The 23764-nt window shown below is 69.0% G+C and carries 18 protein-coding genes; 12 read left to right on the top strand and 6 right to left on the bottom strand.

Features of this window, described 5'->3' with window-relative positions; all coding sequences use genetic code 11:
- The first annotated feature begins 186 nt into the window (after positions 1 to 186).
- From BIX52_RS12095 to BIX52_RS12150, 12 genes are all read left to right on the top strand, one after another.
- Positions 187 to 2433 carry an FUSC family protein gene (locus BIX52_RS12095; RefSeq protein WP_157956251.1) on the top strand — a complete coding sequence of 749 codons (2247 nt, stop codon included), beginning with the start codon at positions 187 to 189 and terminating at the stop codon, positions 2431 to 2433.
- Complete coding sequence (locus BIX52_RS23265; RefSeq protein ID WP_157956252.1) at positions 2423 to 2626, top strand: DUF1656 domain-containing protein; 204 nt, start codon at positions 2423 to 2425, stop codon at positions 2624 to 2626. The genes BIX52_RS12095 and BIX52_RS23265 overlap by 11 nt, the downstream gene beginning before the upstream one ends.
- 5 nt (positions 2627 to 2631) lie before the next feature.
- On the top strand, positions 2632 to 3558 hold the full coding sequence (locus BIX52_RS12105; protein WP_075221569.1) for an efflux RND transporter periplasmic adaptor subunit: 927 nt from the start codon (positions 2632 to 2634) through the stop codon (positions 3556 to 3558).
- Between the two features lie 338 nt (positions 3559 to 3896).
- Positions 3897 to 4499 carry a QcrA and Rieske domain-containing protein gene (locus BIX52_RS12110; protein ID WP_075221345.1) on the top strand — a complete coding sequence of 201 codons (603 nt, stop codon included), beginning with the start codon at positions 3897 to 3899 and terminating at the stop codon, positions 4497 to 4499.
- A gap of 187 nt (positions 4500 to 4686) precedes the next feature.
- Entirely contained in the window at positions 4687 to 6426 is a 1740-nt protein-coding gene (locus BIX52_RS12115) for a methanol/ethanol family PQQ-dependent dehydrogenase (protein ID WP_075221346.1), read from the top strand.
- The gene (locus BIX52_RS12120) at positions 6423 to 6896 is read left to right on the top strand and encodes a hypothetical protein (protein WP_108676557.1); all 474 of its coding nucleotides are present in this window, start codon (positions 6423 to 6425) and stop codon (positions 6894 to 6896) included. Before BIX52_RS12115 ends, BIX52_RS12120 begins: the two co-directional genes overlap by 4 nt.
- Positions 6897 to 6971: 75 nt before the next feature.
- Positions 6972 to 7424, top strand: coding sequence for a (2Fe-2S)-binding protein (locus tag BIX52_RS12125; RefSeq protein ID WP_075221348.1), 453 nt, complete (start codon positions 6972 to 6974; stop codon positions 7422 to 7424).
- Between the two features lie 3 nt (positions 7425 to 7427).
- The gene (locus BIX52_RS12130; protein WP_108676558.1) at positions 7428 to 9749 is read left to right on the top strand and encodes a xanthine dehydrogenase family protein molybdopterin-binding subunit; all 2322 of its coding nucleotides are present in this window, start codon (positions 7428 to 7430) and stop codon (positions 9747 to 9749) included.
- Between the two features lie 553 nt (positions 9750 to 10302).
- Positions 10303 to 12216 (top strand): methyl-accepting chemotaxis protein, encoded by a 1914-nt coding sequence (locus BIX52_RS12135; RefSeq protein WP_075221571.1) that lies wholly within the window; start codon positions 10303 to 10305, stop codon positions 12214 to 12216.
- A gap of 44 nt (positions 12217 to 12260) precedes the next feature.
- The gene (locus BIX52_RS12140; RefSeq protein WP_083660199.1) at positions 12261 to 13940 is read left to right on the top strand and encodes a chemotaxis protein CheW; all 1680 of its coding nucleotides are present in this window, start codon (positions 12261 to 12263) and stop codon (positions 13938 to 13940) included.
- Positions 13941 to 14010: 70 nt separating this feature from the next.
- Entirely contained in the window at positions 14011 to 16401 is a 2391-nt protein-coding gene (locus BIX52_RS12145) for a chemotaxis protein CheA (RefSeq protein WP_083660200.1), read from the top strand.
- On the top strand, positions 16401 to 16724 hold the full coding sequence (locus tag BIX52_RS12150) for a hypothetical protein (protein ID WP_075221350.1): 324 nt from the start codon (positions 16401 to 16403) through the stop codon (positions 16722 to 16724). The genes BIX52_RS12145 and BIX52_RS12150 overlap by 1 nt, the downstream gene beginning before the upstream one ends.
- Before the next feature lie 99 nt (positions 16725 to 16823).
- Here the strand turns inward: BIX52_RS12150 and BIX52_RS12155 are convergent, their stop codons facing one another.
- The 6 genes from BIX52_RS12155 to aceF form a co-directional block, all read right to left on the bottom strand.
- Positions 16824 to 17675, bottom strand: a complete 852-nt coding sequence (locus tag BIX52_RS12155) for a metal ABC transporter permease (RefSeq protein WP_075221351.1) — start codon at positions 17673 to 17675, stop codon at positions 16824 to 16826.
- Positions 17672 to 18562: a metal ABC transporter permease gene (locus BIX52_RS12160; RefSeq protein WP_083660248.1), complete on the bottom strand. Its 891-nt coding sequence runs from the start codon at positions 18560 to 18562 to the stop codon at positions 17672 to 17674. The genes BIX52_RS12155 and BIX52_RS12160 overlap by 4 nt, the downstream gene beginning before the upstream one ends.
- Positions 18563 to 18597: 35 nt before the next feature.
- Positions 18598 to 19470, bottom strand: a complete 873-nt coding sequence (locus tag BIX52_RS12165; RefSeq protein ID WP_075221573.1) for a manganese/iron ABC transporter ATP-binding protein — start codon at positions 19468 to 19470, stop codon at positions 18598 to 18600.
- Positions 19471 to 19635: 165 nt separating this feature from the next.
- Positions 19636 to 20538, bottom strand: coding sequence for a metal ABC transporter substrate-binding protein (locus BIX52_RS12170; protein ID WP_075221353.1), 903 nt, complete (start codon positions 20536 to 20538; stop codon positions 19636 to 19638).
- Between the two features lie 189 nt (positions 20539 to 20727).
- A complete protein-coding gene (gene lpdA / locus BIX52_RS12175) occupies positions 20728 to 22482 on the bottom strand; it encodes a dihydrolipoyl dehydrogenase (protein WP_075221354.1) in 1755 nt (584 codons plus the stop codon).
- A 10-nt stretch (positions 22483 to 22492) separates the two neighbouring features.
- Positions 22493 to 23764, bottom strand: a complete 1272-nt coding sequence (aceF, locus tag BIX52_RS12180) for a dihydrolipoyllysine-residue acetyltransferase (protein ID WP_245803183.1) — start codon at positions 23762 to 23764, stop codon at positions 22493 to 22495.

A 23764-nucleotide genomic window follows, 5' to 3' on the forward strand; every position in this document is an offset into this window, starting at 1 on the left:
ATTCGGCAATGCGCGCAGCGCACTGGTCGGCCCTCGCCCGCGCGGCCATGTGACACATTAACGCTCACGAATGAGGCAGCGGCCTCGCGAGGCGGCGCCCCGGCCCTGCCCCGCGTCCCGCCCCGCTCACGCGACACTTCAACCCAAGGCCGCGCCCGCCGCCGCCGCAGACCCCCACGGCTCGCCATGGCGCATGCCACAGACCTTGCAGACACCGGGTGCTCCCCCCTTGGCCGGCGCATCGCGCGCGGCTTCGGTCGTCCCGAGGCGCAGCGGCAGGCGATGCCGCCGGCTCATCCGCGTTGGGTCTACCCGCTGAAGGTGGCGCTGGCGGCGGTGATGTCGCTCTACTTCGCCTTCCTCATCAACCTCGAGCACACCTTCTGGGCGCTGCTCACCGTGCCGTTCATCGTGCGGCCGGACGCGGGGTCGATGGTGTGGCGCAGCGCCGCCCGCATCGCCGGAACGGTGATGGGCGCGTTGTGCGGCTTCGTCATGGCCGTGTGCTTCGGCCAGTCGGAGGTGACCTTCATCGTGTCGCTGGCCCTGGTTCTCTTTGCCGTCGGGTACATGACGCGCGTCGAAAAGGGCAACGACGCCTATGCCTATGGCGTGGCCGGGTTCACCGCGCTCGTCATCGCCATCGACACGGGGCCGCATCTGGAGACCGCCTTCACGCTCGCCATCACCCGCGCGACGGAGACGCTGATCCCGATCCTGTGCGCCTTCGTGGTGATGCTGGTGGTGTTCCCGCGTTCGGCGAGCGAGGAGGCGCGCGCCAAGTTGAAGGCGGCGCGGACCTTGGCGGCCAAGCTGGTGGCCGACGGGATCGACGACAAGGCGGAGATCGACCCGGCCGAGGAGACGGCCTTCCTCAACCTCATCGCCCTCGTCCACAACGACCTCAGGAGCCTCCTGTTCGAGCGCAACCGGCGCCGTTGGCTGAGGCCGCGCCTGACGCGCGTGGCGATGGGGCTGCAGGGGATCGTGGTGCTCGCCGAGTCGGCCCGTCTGTCTCTGGGGCGGCTTCCGGCGGGGGTCGACGCGCCCGCCCTCAGCGCGCCGCGCCGGGCGCTGGTGGAGGCGCTGCGCAATATCTACACGATGCCGCCCGACGCCGCCGCCTTCCTCGCCGCCGCCGACGAGGTCGACGCCATTGCCGCCAGGATGCGCCCCGCCTGGCGGGCCGACGGGGCGCCGGGCGAACCGGACGCCCCCCACGCCGGCACCAAGGCCGATGTGGGCAACGCGGTCTTCCGCCTCCACCGCGTGGCGGTCGCGCTGGCGGCGCTGCTGCGGGACGAGGCGGCGCTCGCCGACCCCAGCCTTCCCGCCGCCCCGGTGGACCCGTTGGGCGGGCGCTACCATGATCACATCGCCGCGCTGCAATATGGTCTGCGTCCTGCGGCGGTGTTCGTCGTTCTGTCGGTCGTCTGGCTGGCGACGGCGTGGCCGCTCGGCAGCATCGTCACCATGGTGGCCGCAGCGCTGACCTTGCTCATCCCGGTGCTGGCGCCGCGCCCGGCGCGGATGGCCGGCGGCGTGCAGCAGCTCTACGGCCTCGTCGCCGGCACGGTGGGCGCGCTCCTTCTCATCGTCACCTTGCCGATGGTCGAGGGGTTCACGGCCTTCGCCCTCCTCGTCGGCGGCGTGGTGTTCGCCGTCTTTTACGTCGCGCAGGAGATCACGCTGCTGCCGGTGGCGATCGGGGCGATGCTGCCCATCGTCATCGGCGTCGCCCCCGCCAACACGCAGACCTACGACGCGGCGGCGCTGATCAACGCGGTGATCGCGATCGCCATCGTCCCGGTCGCCTTCATGGCGGGGCTCGCGATCATCTTCCCCGAAGATGCCGGTTGGCTGCGGCGCCACCTGCGCCGGGCGGTGGGCGACATCCTGCAGCGCGCGATGCGCCGTGATCCGGTCCAGCGCGACAGGTTCGTGTCCGACATCGTCGACGTTCTGGGCGACTATGGCGGCTCCATCGCCGCCGACGATCCGGTGGGGCGCCATTTGCGCGGCCGCGCCCGCGCCACGCTGATCGCCGGGCTGGACGGTTATGAGATGCGCACGTTGGAGGCCTGCGGCGACCTGCCGGACCGGCTGGCGGCCCTCGGCCCACAGGTGCGCGATGCGGTGATGGCGGCCGCCCGTCTGCCGGCGGCGCCATGTCCCACCACCGCGAGCGGCGCGGCGGTGCTCGCCCCGTTCGACACGGCCGGCGGGATGGTCGCCGACCTTCTGGCGGGCGAGATGGACGGCCCTGCCCGCATCGCCACCCTGCGTTGGGGTGCGCTCGTCTCGCTCACCCGCCACATCATCGTGCGCGGCGAGCTTGCGGTGGAGCCGGCCTCCTCCGCCGTGCCGCCGGGGCCGTCCCCCGCATCGTCCGCTGTCCCGTCCGCATCTGGGGAGACGCATCGTGCATCATGAGTTCTCCGTCCTGGGGCTGTTTGCGCCGAGCCTCCTCCTGTGCGCCGTCGCCGCCGCCGTCCTGTGGTTCATCGTGGACGGGCTGATGCTGCGCTTCGGCATCTGGCGGATCTTCCTCCACCCGCCCCTCGCCCGGCTGTCGCTCTACATCATCATTCTGGCGCTCACCGGCGCCGTCGCACCGGACTTTTGAAGGCCATGATCATCATCCGCCTCACGTTGACGATCGTCATCGTCGTCGCCGCCGTGTTCAGCGGCATCTTCCTCTGGACCAACATCTTCGCCGAGCCGTGGACGCGCGATGCGCACATCCGCGCCGACCTGGTGGAGATCGCGCCGCAGGTGTCGGGCCCAGTCACCGAGGTGGCGGTGTCGAACAACCAGATGGTGAGCGAGGGGGACGTCCTGTTCCAGATCGACCGGGTGAACTACGAACTCGCCCTCGAGGAGGCGCGCGCGACGATGGATGCGGCCGAGGCGGCGGCCGACGACGCCGGCCAGCGCGCCGACCGCTACCGGCGGCTGAAGGCGAGCGGCAGCGCCTCGGTCGCCGATGTCGACGTGCTGGACGCCGAACTTTCCGCCAAGTCGGCCAATGCGTCCCTGGCCCAGGCGCGCGCGGCTCTGCAGCGGGCGGAGGCGGACCTGAAGCGCACGACCGTGCTGGCCCCGGTCACCGGGCGCATCACCAACCTCACGGCCGACACCGGCGACTATGTGAACACCGGCAGCCCGGCGCTGACCGTCGTCGACACCGCGTCCTTCCGCGTCGACGCCTTCTTCATGGAGACCAAGCTGCCGCGCATCCGTCCGGGTGATTCGGCGCGCATCCGGCTGATGGCGAGCGGAGAGGTGGTGCGCGGGCGCGTCACCGGGATCTCGGCCGGCATTTCCTTCGGCGAGGACGGCTCCGGGTCGATGCTGCAGGCGCCGGAGCCGTCGTTTCAATGGGTTCGGCTGGCCCAGCGCGTACCGGTCGAGGTCTCGCTGGACACGCTGCCGACCTCGGTGCCGCTGATCAACGGGACGACGGTGACGGTGATCGTCGAGCCGTCCGGCGAAGAGGCGCCATTGTGGCAGCGCCTGATGGACGGGGGCCGCAGGGTGCTGGGACTGGCCGGCTGAGCCTCCCGCGTGAGAGGCGAAACCGGGGGACTGCACGCATCGCGATAGGCTTTTCATATGGGCGTCTTGCAGCGAAATTGCCGCATGCGGCGATTTTGCGCAGCCAAAATCAGCCGCCTGCGCAAGGCATTAAGCCGCCGCGTGAAGCCAAGTCATTCATTCGTATTCGCATAGCCTTTGGGCATATTGGATCAATTTCGGCATCACATGCCCAATTTTTCCTTTGTATCGCCTCAGTTCTCACTTAGAACAAGAAGAAGAGAAAGACAGGGCGCCCGGTAACAGTAGGTTCCGGCGACATCGGCAAGGTGCGCGCCCGAGATACACGGAGGAAAACCTTGGCCTCTTCGCCCAAGGACACGTCCCGCTCTGCGGGCGTGAGCCGTCGCACGTTGATCGCCAGTGGAGGTGCACTGTCCGCCGCCGCCCTGATCGGACCGCGCCCCGCCCTCGCCGCCAAGCCGCGGCCGGAGCGCGAGCCGGTCCAGGCCGGGGACCGAATGATGCTGCGGGACGGCCCGAACAAAGGTAAGCTTTTGACGCCCGACATGCTGGAAACGGGCGCCAACTGCATCGAAGCCTTCCCGTTCGACCCCGCGTCCGACACCGAGCGCAGCCGCAACCGCCTCAACCGCGTGCTCGCGCTGCGGCTCGACCCGGCCGACATGGACGAGGAGACGCGCCGCTACAGTGCGGACGGGGTCCTCATCTACTCGGCCATCTGCACCCATCAAGGGTGCACGATCGAGACGTGGGACGCCGAGACGCAGCACCTCAAGTGCTTCTGCCATTTGTCCGAATTTGCCGCGCTGAACCAGGGCGCGGTGCGCTCCGGCCCAGCCCGCCGGCAGCTTCCGATGGTTCCCGTCACGCTGGATGCGGACGGCTATGTCGTCGCGGCGGGCGGTTTCACCGCCAAACCCGGCGGCGCCAAGACCTAGTCGCCGAGGCTTTTTCAACGCCCCGACGCCCCGCCGCCCGATCACGGCGGCCTTTATACCGGACCGCTCCGGCGGCAGATCGAGCGTGGTCGCCTCGCGGCGGCCCGCCTCCGGCTGCCGTATCGCCAAGGCCCGGCGATCAAGCGCCCGCAAAAAGGCGCGTCACACCATAATTTCGGAGGACCGCATGAGGCGGATATTGCCCATCGTGGCCGCGGCGGGGTGCGCCCTCGCCTTGCCGGCGCACGCCCAGACCTACAACGCCGTCACCGACGCGCGCCTCGCCAATCCCGAGCCCGGCAACTGGCTGCAATTCCGCGGCAATTATCAAGGCTGGGGCTACAGCCCGCTCGATCAGATCACCACGGAAAACGTCAAGTCGCTGCGGCCGGTGTGGACCTATTCCACCGGCGTCACCGAGGGCCACCAGGCCGCTCCGGTGGTGAACGACGGCATCATGTTCGTCTCCACCCCGCAGAACCAGGTGATCGCCTTCGACGCGGCGACGGGCGCGGAGAAGTGGCGCTATGTCCGCCCGCTGCCGGACGATCTCTTCCAGCTCCACCCGACCAATCGCGGCGTCGGCCTCTACGGCGACAAGGTCTACATGGCCACCGTCGACGCCTACGTCGTCGCGCTCGACGCGATGACCGGCGAAGTCGTGTGGGAGACCGAGATCGGCGACTATACGGACGGCTATTATTCCACCCTCTCGCCCCTGGTGGCGGACGGCAAGGTGGTCATCGGCGTGTCGGGCGGCGAGTTCGGCATCCGCGGCTACATCACCGCGCTGGATGCCGAAACCGGCGCCGAAGCGTGGAAGACCTACACCGTGCCGGAGCCCGGCGAGCCGGGGTCCGAGACCTGGAAGGGCGACGCCTGGAAGACCGGCGGCGGCTCGGTCTGGATGCAGGGCAACTACGACGCCGAGAACAAGATCGCCTACTTCGGCACCGGCAACGGCGGGCCGTGGATGCCCGACACACGCCCCGGCGACAACCTCTACACCACCTCCGCCGTCGCCCTCGACATGAAGGACGGCAAGATCATCGGCCATCACCAGTATCACTGGAACGATGCCTGGGATTGGGACGAGGTGTCCGCACCGCTACTGATCGATTACGAGAAGGACGGCCGGGAGATCAAAGGTCTCGTCCACGCCGGACGTAACGGTTACTTGTGGGAAATGGAGCGGTCGCCGGAAGGGCCGATCAAATTCGTCGCCGGCGAGCCGTTCGTGCGCCAGAACGTCTTCACCGGGCTGGATGAGAACGGCCGCCCGAGCTACGACGAGTCGAAGACGCCCGGCACCGACAAGACCGTGACCTTCTGCCCCTCGCTCTGGGGCGGCAAGGACTGGGTACCGGAAGCCTACAGCCCGGACACCGGCCTCTTCTACATCCCGTCCCACGAAAACCTGTGCTCCGAACTCGGCGGCGCGCCGATGGAAGCCCGCGAGCCCGGCGAACTGTGGATCGGCGTTCCGCTCGACGTGATCCTCTCCTCGCTGCGCTTTCACGAGAGCGTGGACACCTCCAAGCCGGTGCCGATCGGCAAGCTGCAGGCCTGGGACCTCTCCAAGGGCGAGCTCGCCTGGGAGCACTCCTTCATGGATACGGCCTACTGGGGTCCGATCCTGACCACCAAGGGCGGCCTCGTCTTCACCGGCGGCACGCAGGACCGCATGTTCCGCGCCTTCGACGCCAAGACCGGCGACGTCCTGTGGGAGTTCCCGACCAACTCCGGCATCACCGGCGTGCCCTCCTCGTTCGAGGTGGACGGCAAGCAGTACATCGCCGTGCAGTCCGGCTGGGGCGTCGACTCCGAGCGTATGCGGGCGCTGCTCCAGGACATGCTGCCTGAAGGGCGGGTCCACAACGTGCCGCAGGGCGGTGTGGTCTGGGTCTTCGCGCTGGACGACGCATGATGAAACGCCTGGCAACGAGCCTCTGCCTCGTCGCCGGCCTCGCCGCCGCTCCCTTCGGGGCGGCGGTTCTGGCCGCCCCGCCGGTGGTCACCGAGACGGCGCTCGCCGACACCATCCGCGGTGCGATCGAGGCGCGCGACTACGACGCGATGGAAGAGCTGGTCTTCTGGAAGGATGCCGGCACCATCAAGAAGCGCATCGTCGCCTTCCAGATCCGCAGCGGTCTCGGGCGCAAGGTCGCCTCGCTCACCGTGGAGCCGTTCGACCAGCACGTTCTGGACCGGATGCTGGCCGACGGACGGCACACGCTGAACCTTCCCGTCAGCCACATCGTGCGCGTCGTCTATGACGAGCCTGCGGTCGACGCGACGGGCAAGCCGCCGACCTCGGTGTTCCTCGCCGGGCGCAAGGACGACGCCTTCCGCATCGCCCTTGTGGTGCGCAATTTCGACGAAGACGACGACGATTAAGTTCCGCCGCGGCGCCCTGTAAGGCTCCGCGGCCCTTTTCATGGGCCAACCAAGAAGAACCGGGAGGAGACGCAAATGGCGCGCTTCACACTGAACGGGGTCGACACCGAGATCGACGCCCCGCCCGACATGCCGCTGCTGTGGGCCATTCGCGACATCGCCGGCCTGACCGGGTCGAAATATGGCTGCGGGGCGGGTCTGTGCGGCGCATGCACCGTCCATGTCGACGGCAAGGCCGTGCGCAGCTGCGTCACCACCATCGATTCGGTCGAAGGGCAGACGGTCACGACCATCGAGGGCCTGTCCGAGGACGGCAACCACCCGGTGCAGGTGGCCTGGCGCGACATGAACGTTCCCCAGTGCGGCTTCTGCCAGGCGGGACAGATCATGCAGGCGGCCAGCCTCCTCGCCGAGACTCCGAACCCGTCCGACGACGAGATCCTGTCGGCCATGTCCGGCAATGTCTGCCGCTGCGGTTGCTACCAGCGCATCGTCGCCGCCGTGCGCGAAGCCTCCACGGGAGCCTGAGCCATGCTGCATTATCTCAACCAGCAGGCGACGCGCGTCGCCCTCGTCAACGTCTCGCGCCGCTCCTTCCTCGGCGTGACGGCGTCCGGCTTCGCGCTGGCGGCCTTCGCGGGTCCGGCGTCGGCCTTCGCGCCGTACAAGACCGGCGGCGAGTCGATGCCGCACGGCCTTCGCACCGACCCGTCCATCTTCGTCACGCTCGACTCCGACGGGACGGTGACCATCGTCGCCCACCGATCGGAGATGGGCACCGGCTCGCGCACGACGCTCCCCTTCATCATCGCCGACGAGATGGGCGCCGACTGGGCCAAGGTGAAGATCGTCCAGGCGCCGGGCGACGAGCCGAAATACGGCAACCAGGACACCGATGGTTCGCGCTCGCTGCGCCACCACATCCAGTCCATGCGCCAGATGGGCGCGGCGATGCGCTACATGCTGGAAGAGGCCGCCGCCGCGCGCCTCGACGTGCCGCGCTCCGAGGTGAAGACCGGCGTCCACGAGGTGACGCACGCCGCGTCCGGACAGTCCTTCGGCTTCGGCGAGTTGGCCGAGGATCTCGTCCGCGAACAGCCGGACATGCCCTATGTGAACCTGCCCCAGTTCGAGGACCTGGAGTTCCGCGACGAGGCCGAGTTCCGCTACATCGGCAAGGGCAACATCCCGATCACCGACCTTCACGACATCACCACCGGGTCGGCGGTCTATGGCGCGGACGTGTCGCTGCCGGGGATGAAGGTCGCCGTCATCGCACGCCCGCCGGTCGTCGGCGGCAAGCCGATCCGCTACGACGACACGGCGGCGCGGGCGGTGCCCGGCGTCGTCACCGTGCTCGGCCTGCAGGGCTATACGATGCCAGCCAAGTTCGCCCCGCTCGGCGGCATCGCGGTGATCGCTGACAACACATGGGCGGCGATCCAGGGCCGCGACCTCCTCGAGATCGAGTGGGAGGACGGCCCGCACGGCGACTACAACAGCGACACCTTCATGGCGGCGATGCGCGAGTCGGCCAAGAAGCCCGGCAAGGTGATGCGCGAAAAGGGCGACGTCGACGGCGCCTTCGCGGGCGCGGCGAAGACCTTCGCGGCCGAATATACGCAGACCCACATGGCGCACATCCCGATGGAGCCGCCGGTCGCCATCGCCTCGGTCAAGGACGGCAAGTGCGAGATCTGGGCGCCGGTGCAGAGCCCCTACGGCACGCGCACCGACGTCGCCGCCGCGCTGCAGATGGACCCGGAGGACGTCACCGTCCACGTGACGCTTCTGGGCGGCGGCTTCGGGCGCAAGTCCAAGTGCGACTTCGTCATCGAGGCGGCGGAGCTGTCGCGCATGACCGGGCACCCGGTGCGCGTGCAGTGGACCCGCGAGGACGACGTGAAGCACTCCTTCTACCACACCACCTCGGTGGAGCGGATCGAGGTGGCGCTGGACGAGGCGGGCAAGGTCACCGGCTGGAAGCACAATTCCACCGCGCCTTCCATCCTCTCCACCTTCGCGCCGGACTCGGGGCATCAGTTCCCGATCGAAAGCGGCATGGGCCACATGGACATGCCGTTCGATATCGCCAACATCCGCGCCGACAACGGCGAGGCCTTCGCCCATACGCGCATCGGCTGGTTCCGCTCGGTGTCCAACGTGCCGCGTGCCTTTGCGGTGCAGTCCTTCGCGGCGGAGCTGGCCGAAGAGCTGGGGCGCGACCAGAAAGAGGTGCTCCTCGAACTCCTCGGCCCGGCACGCAAGCTGGACCTTGCGGCGGAAGGCATCCCGGACGACTTCTGGAACTATGGCGAGGTCTACGAGAACTATCCGATCGACACCGGACGTCTGACGAACACGCTCAACATGGCGGCGGACGCGATCGGCTGGGGCAAGGAGCTGCCGGAGGGCGAGGGCATCGGCCTCGCCGTCCACCGGAGCTTCGTCACCTACGTGGCCTGTGCGCTGCGCACCAAGATCGTGGACGGGCTGATCACCGTGCCGGAGGTTCATTTCGCGATGGACTGCGGCTACGCGGCGAACCCGGAGCGCATCCGCTCGCAGATGGAGGGCGCGGCGGTGATGGGCATGACGCTCGCCCTGAAGAGCGGCATCACCTTCGAGAACGGCCGCGTGGTGCAGAGCAACTTCTACGACTATGACGTGATCAGGGCGGAGAATTATCCGCGCAACGTCACGGTGCATCTGGTGGAGAATCCGTTCTCCGTGCATGCGTCCGGCGTGGGTGAGCCGGGTGTGCCCCCGTTCGCTCCGGCGCTCGCCAACGCGATTTTCAACGCCACCGGCAAGCGCCTGCGCGACATGCCGTTCGGCGAAACGATCGGCTGAGGAACGCCGCCCCTGTCGGGCCTGCCCCTGCCGGGTCGGCCGGCAGGGCCACGGCCCGGCCGATACCCGAACGAGGCGGGCCGCCCTCACGCCGGCGACCTGCCGGGCCGTCGCGGAGGCGGCCACGCAGAGCGGCGGACCCCCGCGAAGGGACGCGAAGGGATCGGCCCCGACCCACGGCCGAGGCCGCCAGAGGCCTCCCGCGAGTCCTCCCGCAGCGAAGCGCGTCGCACCGCGGCCGTTTCGCTACTCCAAAGGCTGCACGCCCGGCGCGCAGCCTTTTTTTGCGCCGCCGCCTTGGTTCACGGCGCGGCGATCCGCGCGGGACCGTCGCACTCCGCCCGCACCCATCGGCGTCTTCCCGCCGATGACGCTCGGCCGATCGGTGGTGTGAAGCTTGCCCCCGCGTCCGCGCTGACCCGGCCGGCGCCGCGCTGCATCGCCCCCGCACAACCCAGGCGCAAGGCTGACACAACCCGCCCATGCGATTGCAACTATGCGGTACCGCAACGCAAGCGGCGGGCCTCCACGCACTTTCTCCGGGGGAATGTTCATGGCTCTCGAAAAGACGGACCACGTCTCACCACGGCTCGATCGCGTCGACGCGGCGGCCGTCGCTCCACCGGCCCGTGTCCGCCCTCCCGAGTCCAGCCGCGCCCGGCAGCGCACGCAAAAGGCCGCCGAACGTGTCACCTCCGCGGCGACCGGGCTCGCCCCGGCCATCGCCGACGCTGTCGCCACCACCGAACAAATGCGCGCCCTGTTGGGGAGCGCCGCCACAGGCACGCGCCAGGCCGCCGCCTCGTCCGACGATACCCGGCGCGCGATCGAGACCATCGGCGAGCGCACGACCAAGATCCGCGACGCCGCCCGGACGATGGGGACGGGGATCGCCGCCCTGCAGGAGCTCGCCGCGTCCGTCGCGACCCATATCGGCGGATCCGTCAGCGCGATGTCCGCAGCATCGGACCGGCAAGGCGACAGCTTCGCCCACGTCACCGAGATGGAGCGGCAGGCCGGTGACATCGGCAAGGTCGCGCGCACCACCGCGCACATCGCCGACGAGACGAACCTCCTCGCCCTCAACGCGGCGATCGAGGCGGCGCGGGCCGGCGGCAGCGGAACGGGCTTCGCCGTCGTCGCCGACGAGGTGCACCACCTGGCCGAAGCGTGCGAAGCCTCCGCGCGCGACATCCACCAGCTCGCCGGCGAGATGCAGGCCGAGTTCGGCCGCGCCGCGGAAGGCATCGCCGTCTCGACCCGTGCGGTGAAGGCAGAGCTCCACCGCAGCCACGACGCGGAGAGGACCCTCGAAGCGATAAGGCTAGACATGGCCGCGGTCCGCGCCGGGGCGGACGCCTGTCTCGCCGCGGCAACCCGGTCCGCAGACGCCCTCACGAAGGCGCGAGGCGGCACGGCAGAGGCCGCGGATACCGCCGCCGAGCAAGCCCGCGCCTGCGACCGGGCGGTCAAGACCGTCGAGCAGCAGGCCGCCGCCCTGGCGCAAGGCGAACAGGCCGCAGCCGACCTTCAGGACGTATGCGACGAGCTGCGACATTCCACCGCCGACACCCCGTCCAGGCCCGACATCGCGGCCGCCGCGGACGACTTGGCCGCCACCATGGAGGGGGCCGCCCGCGCCTCCCACCGGGTGCTGACCGCGGCGGAGGAGATCAAAAAGTCCGGCCAAACGATTTCCGCCGCAACGGCCGAAGCCAGCGCCGCCATCGAGCAGATCGCAGCCGCGGCGACGCTGACCCAAACCCACGGCCGCGACGCGCACGACAAGGCCGTCGCGCTCCAATCGTGGCTGCGTGAGATCCGCACCGGCGCGGCGGCGTTGGGCGAAATGGCGGCCACCGTTCTGGCCGAAACCCGCCGCATACGTGAGGCGTTGACCGCGCCGGAGCAGCTCGCCCGGCGGATCGACAAGATCGCCGACGCCGTCACCATCGCGTCGGTGAAGACGAACATGCTCGCGGTCACCGGGACGATCGAGGCCGGCCGCGCCGGTGAATTCGGCCCGCGTTTCATGGCCGTCGCCGCCGACCTGCGCGCCCTCGCGCTCGATTCGTCCGCCACCGCGGAGGAGATCAAGGATCTTGTGCGGCCGATCCAGGACCAGATCACGCGCGTCCGGCGTGATCTGGACGATATCGCGGCCGCCGCCATGCGCGAGATGGAGAGCAACGCATCCACCACGCTGACCATCGACCGCCTCGCCGCGGATGTGGCGGGCATCGTGGAGGCGGGCGAGGTCATTCTTTCAGGCGCGGGCGGGACGGCGGAGGCGCTGGAGGAGGCCAAGCGCGGCATCGCGCAGAGTGCCGCCGCAGCGCAGCAGGCGGGCGAGGCCAGCGCGGAGGCCGGAGAGGCCGCGCGCCGGTCCGGCCGCGCCTGCGACGATCTCGCCGGGTCCGCCGAGGAGATCGCAACCCTCGCCGCAGAGTTGCAACCGTCCGCCTGAGTAAAGGCCGCGCCCGCAACCCGGACGATGAGAGGAGCGATCCCGTGGATACATATGCCATCCCGCACGGTGCGGAGCGCGTCGACCTCCGGCTTACGGCCGAGCAGCCGCAGGGCCCGCCGCCGCGCCGGAGCGGGCGTTGCCTGCCATTCGTCATCGTCGACGTGGCGGGCGAGCGCTATGCGATCCGGCTTACCGCGGTGCAGGAAATCATCCGCGTGCCGGACCTCGTTCCGGTTCCGATGGGCCCGGCGCGGCTGGCCGGAATTGCCGAATGGCGCGGCACGACGCTGCCCATCCTCTCGCTGCGGCGGATCTTCGACAGAGAGGACAGGGCTCACGACGAGCAGAGCCGGGTGGTCGTCGTCGACGGCGAGAGGCCGATCGGCGTCATCGTCGACCGCGTGGCGGGCACCGTCTCGGCCGAACCGCACCGCACCGAGGACACCACGTCGGCAACGGCACCGCTGACGACCGGCATGATCGAGCACGGCGGCGAGGTGATGATGATCATCGACCTGCAGCGGCTGATCGGCCAGGAGGGGCATCGCTGTCCCTATGCCGCGTCCCCGACCGCGAACGGTGCTGCACCCTCCGCCGCCACAGTGGAAGCCGCCCGCGACGCAGTCCATGACGACACGATCGGCGACGGCAACGCCGGGGACGGCGCAACCGGCGACGGCACCACCGAACCCGCGGCAATCCATCACGATGCACGTCTCGTGTGCTTCTCGGTCGCGGGCGAGGACTATGCATTCCCCGCCCCGAGTGTGCTGGAGATTCTCCCCCTGCCGGCGAGATTGGCCGAGGTGCCGGGTGCCGTGCCCGGAGTTCTCGGCGTCATCCCCCTGCAGCAGCGGCTTCTACCGCTCGTCAGCCTCCGCAGGCTGTTCGGCCTGCCGCTGCCGGAGGGGACGGCGCATCACCGCATTCTCGTCGTGCGCGTGCCGGGGCAAGGCGGCGGGACGAGCCCCGTCGGCGTCGTCGTCGACCGGGTGCAAGAGGTGCTGCGCGTCCCTCCCTCTCGGGTCGATGCGCTGCCGCCCGCCATCGTTCGCCACAGCAGCCAAGATGCGGTCGAGGCCCTTTTCCTGCGCGGTGAAGGTCGTCGCCTCGTCTCGGTCCTCTCCCCGCAGCGCCTGCTGGGCGGGCTGGGCCTGCCCCCGCTCGTCCCGGCTGACGCAACCCCGGCCGAGGGGTCTGAGACAGACAGCGCCGGTGCCGTGCCCCAGGACGAGGGCGGTCTCCGGCACGATCCGTCCGAAAGGCAACGGGTCCTGGTGTTCGACCTCGCCGGAGGTCAGTACGGACTGCCGATCAGCGCCGTCAGCGCCATCGTCCGCGTCCCGCCCGAGATCACGAAGGTGCCGCGGGCGCCGAGCTTCGTCGAAGGCGTCGCCAACCTGTGCGGCAAAGTGATCCCGGTGGTCGACCAGCGCGCCCGTTTGGGGCTCGGCCGGTGCGCCCGCAGCGACCGCCAGCGCGTCATCGTCTTGAGGGTAGACGGCAAAGACACCGGGTTCATCGTCGACAAGGTCACGGGTGTGGCGACTTTCGAGCGCAGCCTGATCCGTCCCGCGCCTTACCTGCCGCAGCCGCATGCGCGCCTGGTCAGCCACATCGTCACCACAGGGGCGCCGGAGCGGGTCATCCTGCTGCTCGACGTGGACAGCCTGCTCGCGCGGGACGACGGGGCCGCGGACGCCGTCCCCGAGGCCGCCTGAACGACCATGACCGACCGATCCGTCGCCCCCACCCTGCGCATCGCACCCGATCGCAAGGCCGAGCATTGAGATGACACATGCCCTCTTGGAACAGTTCGTCACCGAGGCGCGCGATCTCGTCACCCAATCCTGCGACGCGCTCGGGGTGTTGGAGAGCACGCCGGACGATGCGGAGCTGGTGCACGCCGCCGTCAGCGCGGTACGCACGCTGAAAGGCGCGTCGAAACTGTTCGAGATCGCACCGCTGACACGGCTGGTTCACGAGAGCGAAGACCTCCTGGCGATGGCTCATGCGGCACGGCTCGAGCTGACGCCGGACATCGTGAACCTGCTGCGCGCCTCGCTGGACCAGGTGGCGAGCTGGCTGAGAGATCTGGAGATCGAGGGCGCGCTCCCGGAGGACGCATCCGAGAAAGCGGCACCGCAGATCGCCGCGCTGGCCGCCTTCGCCGCCGGCGCACAGGCCGCGGCTGGCGATGGCAGCGGCGATGGTGGTGGCGATCCCGGAGCGCTGAGCGGGCCGGGTTCGGCCCCCGCCTGGCTGGACCATATCCCCGAGGCGGACCGGCTCGCCGCGCTGGCAACCTGTCTCGACACCGGCGCGCCCGTTCACGCGATCCGCTACGCGCCGGATGCGCAGGCCTTCGCCGACGGTGAGGACCCGCTCCACCGTGTCGGCAAGGTGCCGCACCGTTTGTTGACGCGCGCGACCGCGGCGGCGCCCTGGCCCACGGCCGCCGAACTCGACCCCTTCGTGTGCAACCTGATCTTCGAGATCCTGACGACCGCGGACCACGAAACGCTGACGACGCAGTTCCGCGACGTGGCCCACCAGACCGACATCGTGGCGGTGGCCGAGGAGGATTGGATCCGCCCGGCCGGCGACCTCGCCGACGCGGCGGCATGCGCGACCTTCGCCGCGGATGTGGCGCCTCTCCTCGCCAAGGCCGCGCCGGATTGGGACGATGTGCGCGAGGCGACGGACGCCTTCCTGGCGCGCACACCCGACGCGGCGCGCGAGGCGACGCTGCTGCGCGGCCTTCGGGTCGCGTTGTCCGCCGACACCGTCCCGCACTGGGTCGGCGCACTCGTGACCGCGATCGGCGAGGGCTGTCCCCTCAATTGGGCTGCTCCGCGCCCCACTTCCGAAGCTTCGGCCGCCGGCCCCGGCGATCTCCTCGGCGCCGCCCCGGCCGACGACGGCGACACCGCATCGGCGAGCGACCGCGGGGACGCATCGCCGCACGACGCCCAGCGTAGCCCCGCCGGCAATCCGCACACGGGTGCCGAGCAGGATGCACCCCTGCGGATCGACGAAGCCCATATCGACCGGATGACGGCTCTCATCGACGAGCTCGCCGCGGCGAAGAACGCTCTCCCCGCCCTCGCCCGCCGCGCCGGAAAGGTCCACGGTTGGAGCGACATGAGCCATGCGTTGAAAGAGCACCATGGCGTGGTCGACAGGATCGTCCGCGAGCTGCAAGAGGCCGTCACCGCCGTGCGCATGCGTCCGGTCGGCGATATTCTGCGCCCCGTCCCGCGCATGGTGCGCGACTTGTCCGCCACTCTCGGCAAGGAGGTCGAGGTCGTCGTGAGCGGTGAGGAGACGCTGGCGGACAGGACGGTCCTCGAAAGCCTCGCCGATCCGATCCTGCACATCTTTCGCAACGCCGTGGTCCACGGCATCGAGCCCGTGGACGTGCGCGTGGCGGCGGGAAAGCCCGACGTCGGCACCATCCATATCGCGGCCGTTCAGGACGGTGACCGTATCGTCATCGAGATCGGCGACGACGGGGCGGGGATCGACACCGACCGGGTGCGGACCTGCGCGGTCGAGAGCGGCCTCATCGACGGCGCGGGCGCCGCCGACCTTACCGAGAAAGACGCCGCCGCGCTCGTCTTCGCGGCCGGTGTCGCCACCGCCGACCGCGCGGCGGAGCGTGCAGGCTCGGATCTCGCCGCGGTGCGCAGGGAGATCGTGGAGGCTGGCGGGACCGTTTCGCTCTCGTCCGAGCGCGGCAAAGGCACACGCATCCGCCTGTCCCTACCGATGACGCGCCGCCCGGCCACGACCCGCGTGATGACGGTCGAATGTGCCGGGAACCTCTACGGCGTGCCGATGGATCTCGTCCACGAGACGCTGCGGATCCCGACGAACGGCCTTCACAAGGTGGCGAACCGGGACATCGCCCTATGGCGCGACGCGGTCGTTCCGATCGTCCGCCTTTCCGACAGGATGGCCCTGCGCCCGCCCCTCCCTGCCGAGGGTGACGAGCCGGTGATGATGGTCGCCGTCGGCACTGAGCGCATCGGCCTCGCGGTCGACGCCTTTCACGGCCCCGCGAACGTGGTCATCACACCGCTGGATGGGGTGCTGGCGGACGTTCCCGGCTCCATCGGAACCGCGCTCACGGATGAGGGACGGGTCTGCATCGTATTGGATGTGAAGGAGTTCGCCTGATGCCGATCGGCTATCTCAATGTCACGGCCGTCTGCGAGGGCGTGTGCACGGTCGACGAGGCGGGGCCGCTGCTGAACTGGCTCAACGCGCGGCGTGTCGCGCTGGTCGATCTCGGCGAGGCGGCGCAGGTTCACACGGCGATCGTGCAGGTCTTGCTCGCCACCAACGCCATCATCAGCGCCGCCCCGCGCGATCCGCTCCTGTGCGAGGTTCTGGCACCGGCACTGGAGCGTTCCAAGCAGGCACGGCCGGGAAGCCTGTCGCGTCAAGCCACCGCCCCGGTGCGCGAGCCGCCCTCCGACGCGGCCGCCGATGCCGCCTGACGGCCGGAGCCCGGCGCGCTGTAACCATGGTCTGGCACCTGTGGCGCGTCCGGGGTGGACGATGATCAGCCGCCCGCGTCCCGGTCCCGCACCGCGCGCCTAGGCTTGGGCGGTCACGGTGCGGCGGGAGGCGGCGCGGGTCAAAAGCTCGCGCCGCACGAAGGCGACGACGAACACACCGGTGAGGACGAGAATGATCGTCGGCGCTGGCGCGCTGTCGATGAAGAAGCTGAGATAGGTGCCCGCCACCATGGCGATGATGGTGACGCCAACGGCCACCAGCATCATCGCCCCGAAGCTCCTCACCCACAGGAAGGCGATGGCACCGGGCGCGATCAACAGCCCCACCGCCAGGATGATGCCGACCGAGGACAGCGTCGCCACGATCGTCAACGACAGGATGACGAGGAGGCCGTAGTGGAGGAGGCCCGTCGCAAGGCCGGACGCCTGCGCCTGTGCCGGGTCGAAGGCGTGCAGCAGAAAGTCCTTCCACTTCAGCGCCAACACCACAGTCACGGCGAGCGAGATGGCGCCCGCGGTGAGAAGGTCGTCGGTGCCGACGCCGAGCATGTTGCCGAACAGGATGTGGTCGAGGTGCTGGTCGGTGGTGATCGCCGTGTAGAGGACGATGCCGACGCCGAACATGCCCGAGAAGACCACGCCCATCACCGTGTCGCGCTTCACCCGGCTGTTGTGGGACAGGAAGCCGGTGGACAGCGCGCACACCATGCCGGCGGCGAACGCGCCGACGATGAGCGGGATGCCGGCGATCCACGCCAGCACCACGCCGGGCAGCACCGCGTGGCTGACCGCATCGCCCATCAACGCCCAGCCCTTGAGGACGAGGAAGCAGGACAACAGCGCCGTCGGCACCGCGACGATCACCGCGATGAGGAAGGCGTTCTGCATGAAGGGGAACTGGAACGGCATCAACGCCGTGTCGAGGCTCATGACTGCACCTTCAGCCGGGCAACGGCCGGGGCAGCGTCATGAGCGCTGTGCGGGCCGGCAGCATCGGGCCGGGCGGGGCGCAGCGCCTCGGCCGCCTTGCGCCGCGCCGCCAGAAGGCCGTGCTTTGGCGCCAGGACGAACACGGCAAGGAAGATCGCCGTCTGCAGCGCGACGATGATGCCCCCCGTCGCCCCGTTGAGGAAGAAGCTGGCATAGGCGCCGACGAAGCTCGTCACCGTGCCGATGGCGACCGAAAGTGCGATGAGCCGCGGGAAGCGGTCGCACAGGAGGTAGGCCGTTGCGCCAGGCGTCACCACCATGGCGATGACGAGGAAGGCCCCCACCGTCTGCATCGCCGCCACCGTGGCCGCCGACAGGAGCACGAAGAAGACCGCCTTCAGGAGGCCGGGACGCAAGCCGATGGAGCGGGCGTGCGTCTCGTCGAAGAAGACCACCATCAGATCGCGCCATTTCACCAGAAGGACGGCGAGCGACACCACGCCGATGATGACGAGCTGCAGCGTATCCTCGGGCGTGATGGCGAGGATGTTGCCCATGACGATGGTCTGAATGGAGACCGAGACGGGGCTGAGCGAGACCATGAAGAGGCCGAGCCCGAAGAAGGCGGTGAAGATGAGGCCGATGATGACGTCGATCTTCAGCCCCGACCGTTCGGACAGGAAGAGCATGGAGCCCGCCGCGAGCCCGCCCGCCAGGAAGGCGCCGATGGAGAAGGGCAGGCCCAGCATATAGGCCCCCGCGACGCCAGGAACGACCGAGTGGGACAAGGCATCGCCGATCAGCGACCAGCCCTTCAGCATCAGGTAGGCCGAGAGGAAGGCGCACAGCCCACCGACCAGGGCCGACACCCACATGGCGTTCGTCATGTAGCCGTAGGTGAAGGGGGCGACGAGGGTTTCGATCACCGGCGGCCCTCCGGGGCGGGAACGGCGGCGGGCGCGGCCGCAGCGCCGATGTCGACGAAGGGCCGCTCGTCGTCCGAGATGATGCTCACCTCGCGCTCGCCGGATTGGTCACCGGCCCTGTCGCCGAGGGTGAAGTGGCGCAGCACACCGCCGAACGCCCGCTCCAGATTGGCGCGGGTAAAGGTGGTTTCGGTCGGTCCGTAGGCGAGAACCGTCCCTTTCACGAACACGGTGCGGTCGCAAAATTCCGGCACGGAGCCGAGATTGTGGGTCGAGACCAGCATCACCCTCCCCTCGTCGCGCAGCTCGCGCAGGAGGGTGACGATCTGGTCCTCGGTCTTCACGTCGACCCCGGTGAAGGGCTCGTCCAAGAGGATGAGCTGGCCGTTCTGGGCCAGCGCCCGGGCGAGGAAGACCCGCTTCCTCTGCCCGCCTGAAAGCTCGCCGATCTGCCGGTGGCGGAAGTCGGCCATGTTGACCCGGTCCAGCGCCTCGGCCACGGCCTCCCGGTCGACCCGGCGCGGCTGGCGCAGGAAGTTCATGTGGCCGTAGCGGCCCATCATGACGACGTCTTCCACCAGGACCGGGAAGGTCCAGTCCACCTCCTCGGACTGCGGCACGTAGGCGACGAGCTTTTCCTTCAGCGCCTGGCGGACCGAGCGGCCGAGCAGGCGGATCTCACCGCGCGCGGCGGGGGCAAAGCCCATGATGGCCTTAAACAGCGTCGACTTTCCCGCACCGTTTACGCCGACGAGCGCCGTGATCGTGCCGCGCGGGATGCGGAAGGTGGCGTCCACCAGCGCGGTGTGGCCGTTGCGGTAGGTGACGGTGATGTTGCGCACGTCGATGCCCGCCCCGGCCGCGTCCAGCCCGGCAGCATCTCGTCCGGCCGTGTCCGCGCCTGGTGCGGTCGCGGCAGGAGCGGCAGAGGTCTCGGTCTGGAGCACGATGCTCTCCTTTCACCGGCCGTCGCGGCGGTTTCATTCGGGGCGGCTGGGCCGGCCCCGACGGGGCGCGGCGGCCGTGGGTTCAGGTCAGCGTCCTGCCGCGGTGAGGCCGTGCACGACGGTGGTCGCTGTGACCCGCAGGAGGTCGAGATAGGTCGGCACCGGCCCATCCGCCTCCGACAGGGAATCGACGTAGAGGACGCCGCCATAGTGGCTACCCGTCTCCCGCGCGACCTGCTGGGCGGGCGCGGTATTCACCGTGCTTTCGCAGAAGACGACGGGGATCTCGTGCTCGCGCACCCCGTCGATCACCGCGCGCACCTGTTGGGGCGTGCCGGTCTGATCGGCGTTGATGGGCCAGAGATAGAGTTCCTTCAGTCCGAAATCACGGGCCAGATAGCTGAACGCCCCCTCGCAGGTGACAAGCCAGCGTTGATCCTCGGGAATAGCGGCCACCTTCTCCCGCAGCGGCTCCAAAGTGGCGCTGATCTCGGCCTTGTAGGCGGCGGCGTTGGCGGCGTAGATCGCCGCGTTGTTCGGGTCCGCCTCGGAAAAGGCGGCGGCGATGTTGTCGACATAATGCAGCGCGTTCTGCAGGCCCATCCAAGCGTGCGGATTGGCGAGGCCCTCGTAGCTGCCGGAGCTGATGGGGATCGGGTCGATCCCGTCGCTCAAGGTGGCGGACGGGATGTCGCCCAGATTGTCGATGAACTGCTCGAACCAGCGCTCCAGGTTGAGCCCGTTCCACAGGACGAGGTCGGCGTCCGACGCGCCGACGATGTCACGCGGTGTGGGCGAATAGCCGTGCACCTCCGCGCCGGGGCGGGTGATCGACACCACGTCCGCCGCGTCGCCGGCCACATTGCGGGCCATGTCGGCGAGAACGGTGAAGGTGGTGACGACCTTCATGCGATCCGCCGCGTGGGCTGCGCTGCCCATGCTCATCGCGGTCAGCACCACGGCGAGGAGGGAAGGAATGGCGGACTTCATCGCGGTTACTCCGAACTGCGGTATCGTTAACTGATATTGCGATCCATTCTCATCTGTCAAGTTTCATGCGAATGATTTGCAACTGGCGAGGTGCGTGGCAGTGGTGCGCGTGCATGAAAAAAGGCCGCGCAGCGGGGCTGCACGGCCTTCGGAACACCGGATGGGACCAATTGCCCCATTCCTGTTTTTCTACTTCTTTTTCTTCGGCGGCATCAGGTCGGTGATCGTGCCCTCGAACATCTCGGAGGCGAAGTTGACCGTTTCCGACAGGGTCGGGTGCGGGTGGATCGTGTGGCCGAGATCCACCGCGTCGGACCCCATCTCGATGGCGAGCGCCACCTCGGCGATGAGTTCGCCCGCGTTGGTGCCGGTGATGGCGCCGCCGATCACCCGGTCGTCCTCGGGGTCGAACAGGAGCTTCGTCACGCCGTCAGAGCGCCCGTTGGTGAGCGCCCGGCCGGAGGCGGCCCAGGGGAAGACGCCCTTCTCGTATTTGATGCCCTTCTTCTTCGCCTCCGCCTCGGTGAGCCCGGCCCAGGCCACCTCGGGATCGGTATAGGCGACGGAGGGGATCACCCGGGCGTCGAAGGCGCGCTTGTGGCCGGCGGCGACCTCGGCCGCGACCTTGCCCTCGTGCACCGCTTTGTGGGCGAGCATCGGCTGGCCGACCACGTCGCCGATGGCGAAGATGTGGGGAACGCCCGTCTTCTGCTGGTGGTCGACGGCGATGAAGCCGCGATCGTCCACCGAAACGCCCGCCTTTGCCGCGTCGATCAGCTTGCCGTTGGGCTTGCGGCCGACGGCACACAGCAGCTTGTCGAAGGTGTCGGTGGTCTTGTCGCCCTTGTCGTCCTCGAAGGTGACCTTCAGCCCCGCGTCCGACGCCTCGACGGCGACGACCTTGGTCTTCAAAAGGATGCCCTCGTAACGCTTGGCGATGCGCGTCTGCAGCGGCTTCACCATGTCCTTGTCGGCGCCGGGCATGAGCTGGTCCATCAGCTCAACCACGGTGACCTTGGACCCCAGCGCATCGTAGACGCACGCCATTTCGAGGCCGATGATGCCGCCGCCCAGGACGAGCAGGCGCTTCGGCACGTCCGCCAGCTCCAGCGCGCCGGTGGAATCGATCACGCGCGGGTCGTCATGCGGGATGAAGGGCAGCGTCACCGGCTCGGAGCCTGCGGCGATGATGGCGTTGTCGAAGGACACCGTCGTCGTGCCCCCCTCGCCTTCCACCGCGATCATGTTCGGGCCGGTGAACTTGCCCATGCCCTTCACGACCTTGACCTTGCGGCCCTTGGCCAGCCCGTCGAGGCCGCCGGTGAGCTGCTTGACCACCGAGTCCTTCCAGCCGCGCAGCTTATCGAGGTCGACGTCGGGCTTGGCGAAGGTGATGCCGTGGCCGCCCATGTCCTCGGCCTCGGTCATCACCTTGGCGGCGTGAAGGAGCGCCTTGGAGGGGATGCAGCCGACGTTGAGGCAGACGCCGCCGAGCGTGCGGTCCTTCTCGATCAGCACCACCGACTTGCCGAGATCGGCGGCGCGGAAGGCGGCGGTGTAGCCGCCGGGGCCCGCGCCGAGCACGACCACTTCGGCATGAACGTCGCCCTTGCCGCTGGCGGTGCCCGTCGCCTTTGTCGCGGTGGGGGCGGTTTTCTCCGCCTTCGGGGCCTCTTTCGGGGCATCCTTGGGGGCGCTGGGGGCCTCCGACGCGCCCTCGGCCTCGATCTGCATGATCACGGTGCCTTCCGACACCTTGTCGCCGACCGAAACGGAGATCGCGGTGATTTTGCCGGCCGCGGGGGACGGCACCTCCATGGTCGCCTTGTCCGACTCCAGCTCGACGAGCGGGTCTTCCGCGGCCACCGTGTCGCCGACCGCCACCAGAACGGTGATGACCGGTACGTCCTTGAAGTCGCCGATATCGGGAACTTTAACGTCCATCACGGCCCCCTTAGAGCATCAGCCGGCGCGCGTCGGCCAGCAGGTACTTGAGGTGGGCGCAGAAGCGGGCGGCCAGCGCCCCGTCGATGGCGCGGTGATCGTAGGACAGGCTCATCGGCAGCATGTTGCGCGGCTCGAACTCCGAGCCGTTCCACACCGGCGCCATCTTGGAGCGCGTCAGCCCCAGGATCGCCACCTCCGGCGCGTTGACGATCGGCGTGAACGAGGTGCCGCCGATGCCGCCGAGCGAGGAGATGGTGAAGGTGGCGCCCTGCATGTCCGCCGGCTTCAGCTTCCCGTCCCGCGCCTGCTTCGAGAGTTCGCCGAGCTCCTTGGAGATTTCGACGATACCCTTACGGTCCGCGTCCTTGATGACCGGGACGACGAGACCCTGCGGCGTGTCCGCAGCGAAGCCGATGTTGTAGTAGGACTTCTTGATGAGCTTGTCGCCGTCCGGGTGGATCGACGAGTTGAACTCCCAATGCTTCTTACACGCCGACACGCTGGCCTTGATGATGAAGGAGAGCAGCGTGACGCGGTAACCATCCGCCTTCGCCTCGGTGTCCAGCTCCTTGCGGTACTGGTCGAGGTCGGTGATGTCGGCTTCCTCGTTGTGGGTCACATGCGGGATGTTGAGCCACGAACGATGGAGCGCCGGGCCGGACAGCTTCTTGATCCGGCTCATCTCGACGTTTTCGACCGGGCCGAACTTGGAGAAGTCGACCGCCGGGATGGGCGGGATGCCCATGCCGCCCGCAGCTCCGCCGGCGGCCGCGACTGGCGCCGCCGCCTTCACCGCCTTCATGACGTCTTCGCGCAGGATGCGGCCCTTGCGGCCGGACCCGTTGACTTTGGAGAGGTCCACCTCGACCTGGCGCGCGAAGGCCCGAACGGAGGGAGAGGCGTGGAATTTACCGCCCGCGTGGTCGGTCACCACCGGCGCGGGTGCGGGTGCGGGCGCATCGCTCTTGGGTGCCTCGCTCTTGGGTGCCTCGGCCTTGGGCGGCTCTTTCGCCTCGGGCTTGGGAGCAGGCGCGTCGTCCGCCCCTTCCGCCTCCACCAGCATGATGACCGAGCCTTCGGACACCTTGTCGCCCACCGACACCTTGATGTCGGTGATCTTGCCGGCGACGGAGGACGGCACCTCCATCGTCGCCTTGTCCGACTCCAGCTCCAAGAGCGGGTCTTCCTTGGCGACCGTATCGCCCACCGACACCAGGACGGTGATCACCGGAACGTCGGAAAAATCGCCGATATCCGGAACTTTGACTTCCGTTGCCAT

Source organism: Acuticoccus yangtzensis (assembly GCF_001927245.1).
Classification (GTDB): Bacteria; Pseudomonadota; Alphaproteobacteria; order Rhizobiales; family Amorphaceae; genus Acuticoccus; species Acuticoccus yangtzensis.

Coding starts and splice junctions, on each gene's coding strand:
- BIX52_RS12095 (WP_157956251.1), top strand. CDS start 187: ATGGCGCATGCCACAGACCTTGCAGACACCGGGTGCTCCCCCCTTGGC.
- BIX52_RS12105 (WP_075221569.1), top strand. CDS start 2,632: ATGATCATCATCCGCCTCACGTTGACGATCGTCATCGTCGTCGCCGCC.
- BIX52_RS12115 (WP_075221346.1), top strand. CDS start 4,687: ATGAGGCGGATATTGCCCATCGTGGCCGCGGCGGGGTGCGCCCTCGCC.
- BIX52_RS12120 (WP_108676557.1), top strand. CDS start 6,423: ATGATGAAACGCCTGGCAACGAGCCTCTGCCTCGTCGCCGGCCTCGCC.
- BIX52_RS12125 (WP_075221348.1), top strand. CDS start 6,972: ATGGCGCGCTTCACACTGAACGGGGTCGACACCGAGATCGACGCCCCG.
- BIX52_RS12130 (WP_108676558.1), top strand. CDS start 7,428: ATGCTGCATTATCTCAACCAGCAGGCGACGCGCGTCGCCCTCGTCAAC.
- BIX52_RS12135 (WP_075221571.1), top strand. CDS start 10,303: ATGGCTCTCGAAAAGACGGACCACGTCTCACCACGGCTCGATCGCGTC.
- BIX52_RS12145 (WP_083660200.1), top strand. CDS start 14,011: ATGACACATGCCCTCTTGGAACAGTTCGTCACCGAGGCGCGCGATCTC.
- BIX52_RS12150 (WP_075221350.1), top strand. CDS start 16,401: ATGCCGATCGGCTATCTCAATGTCACGGCCGTCTGCGAGGGCGTGTGC.
- BIX52_RS12155 (WP_075221351.1), bottom strand. CDS start 17,675: ATGAGCCTCGACACGGCGTTGATGCCGTTCCAGTTCCCCTTCATGCAG.
- BIX52_RS12160 (WP_083660248.1), bottom strand. CDS start 18,562: ATGACGAACGCCATGTGGGTGTCGGCCCTGGTCGGTGGGCTGTGCGCC.
- BIX52_RS12170 (WP_075221353.1), bottom strand. CDS start 20,538: ATGAAGTCCGCCATTCCTTCCCTCCTCGCCGTGGTGCTGACCGCGATG.
- lpdA (WP_075221354.1), bottom strand. CDS start 22,482: ATGGACGTTAAAGTTCCCGATATCGGCGACTTCAAGGACGTACCGGTC.
- aceF (WP_245803183.1), bottom strand. CDS start 23,764: ATGGCAACGGAAGTCAAAGTTCCGGATATCGGCGATTTTTCCGACGTT.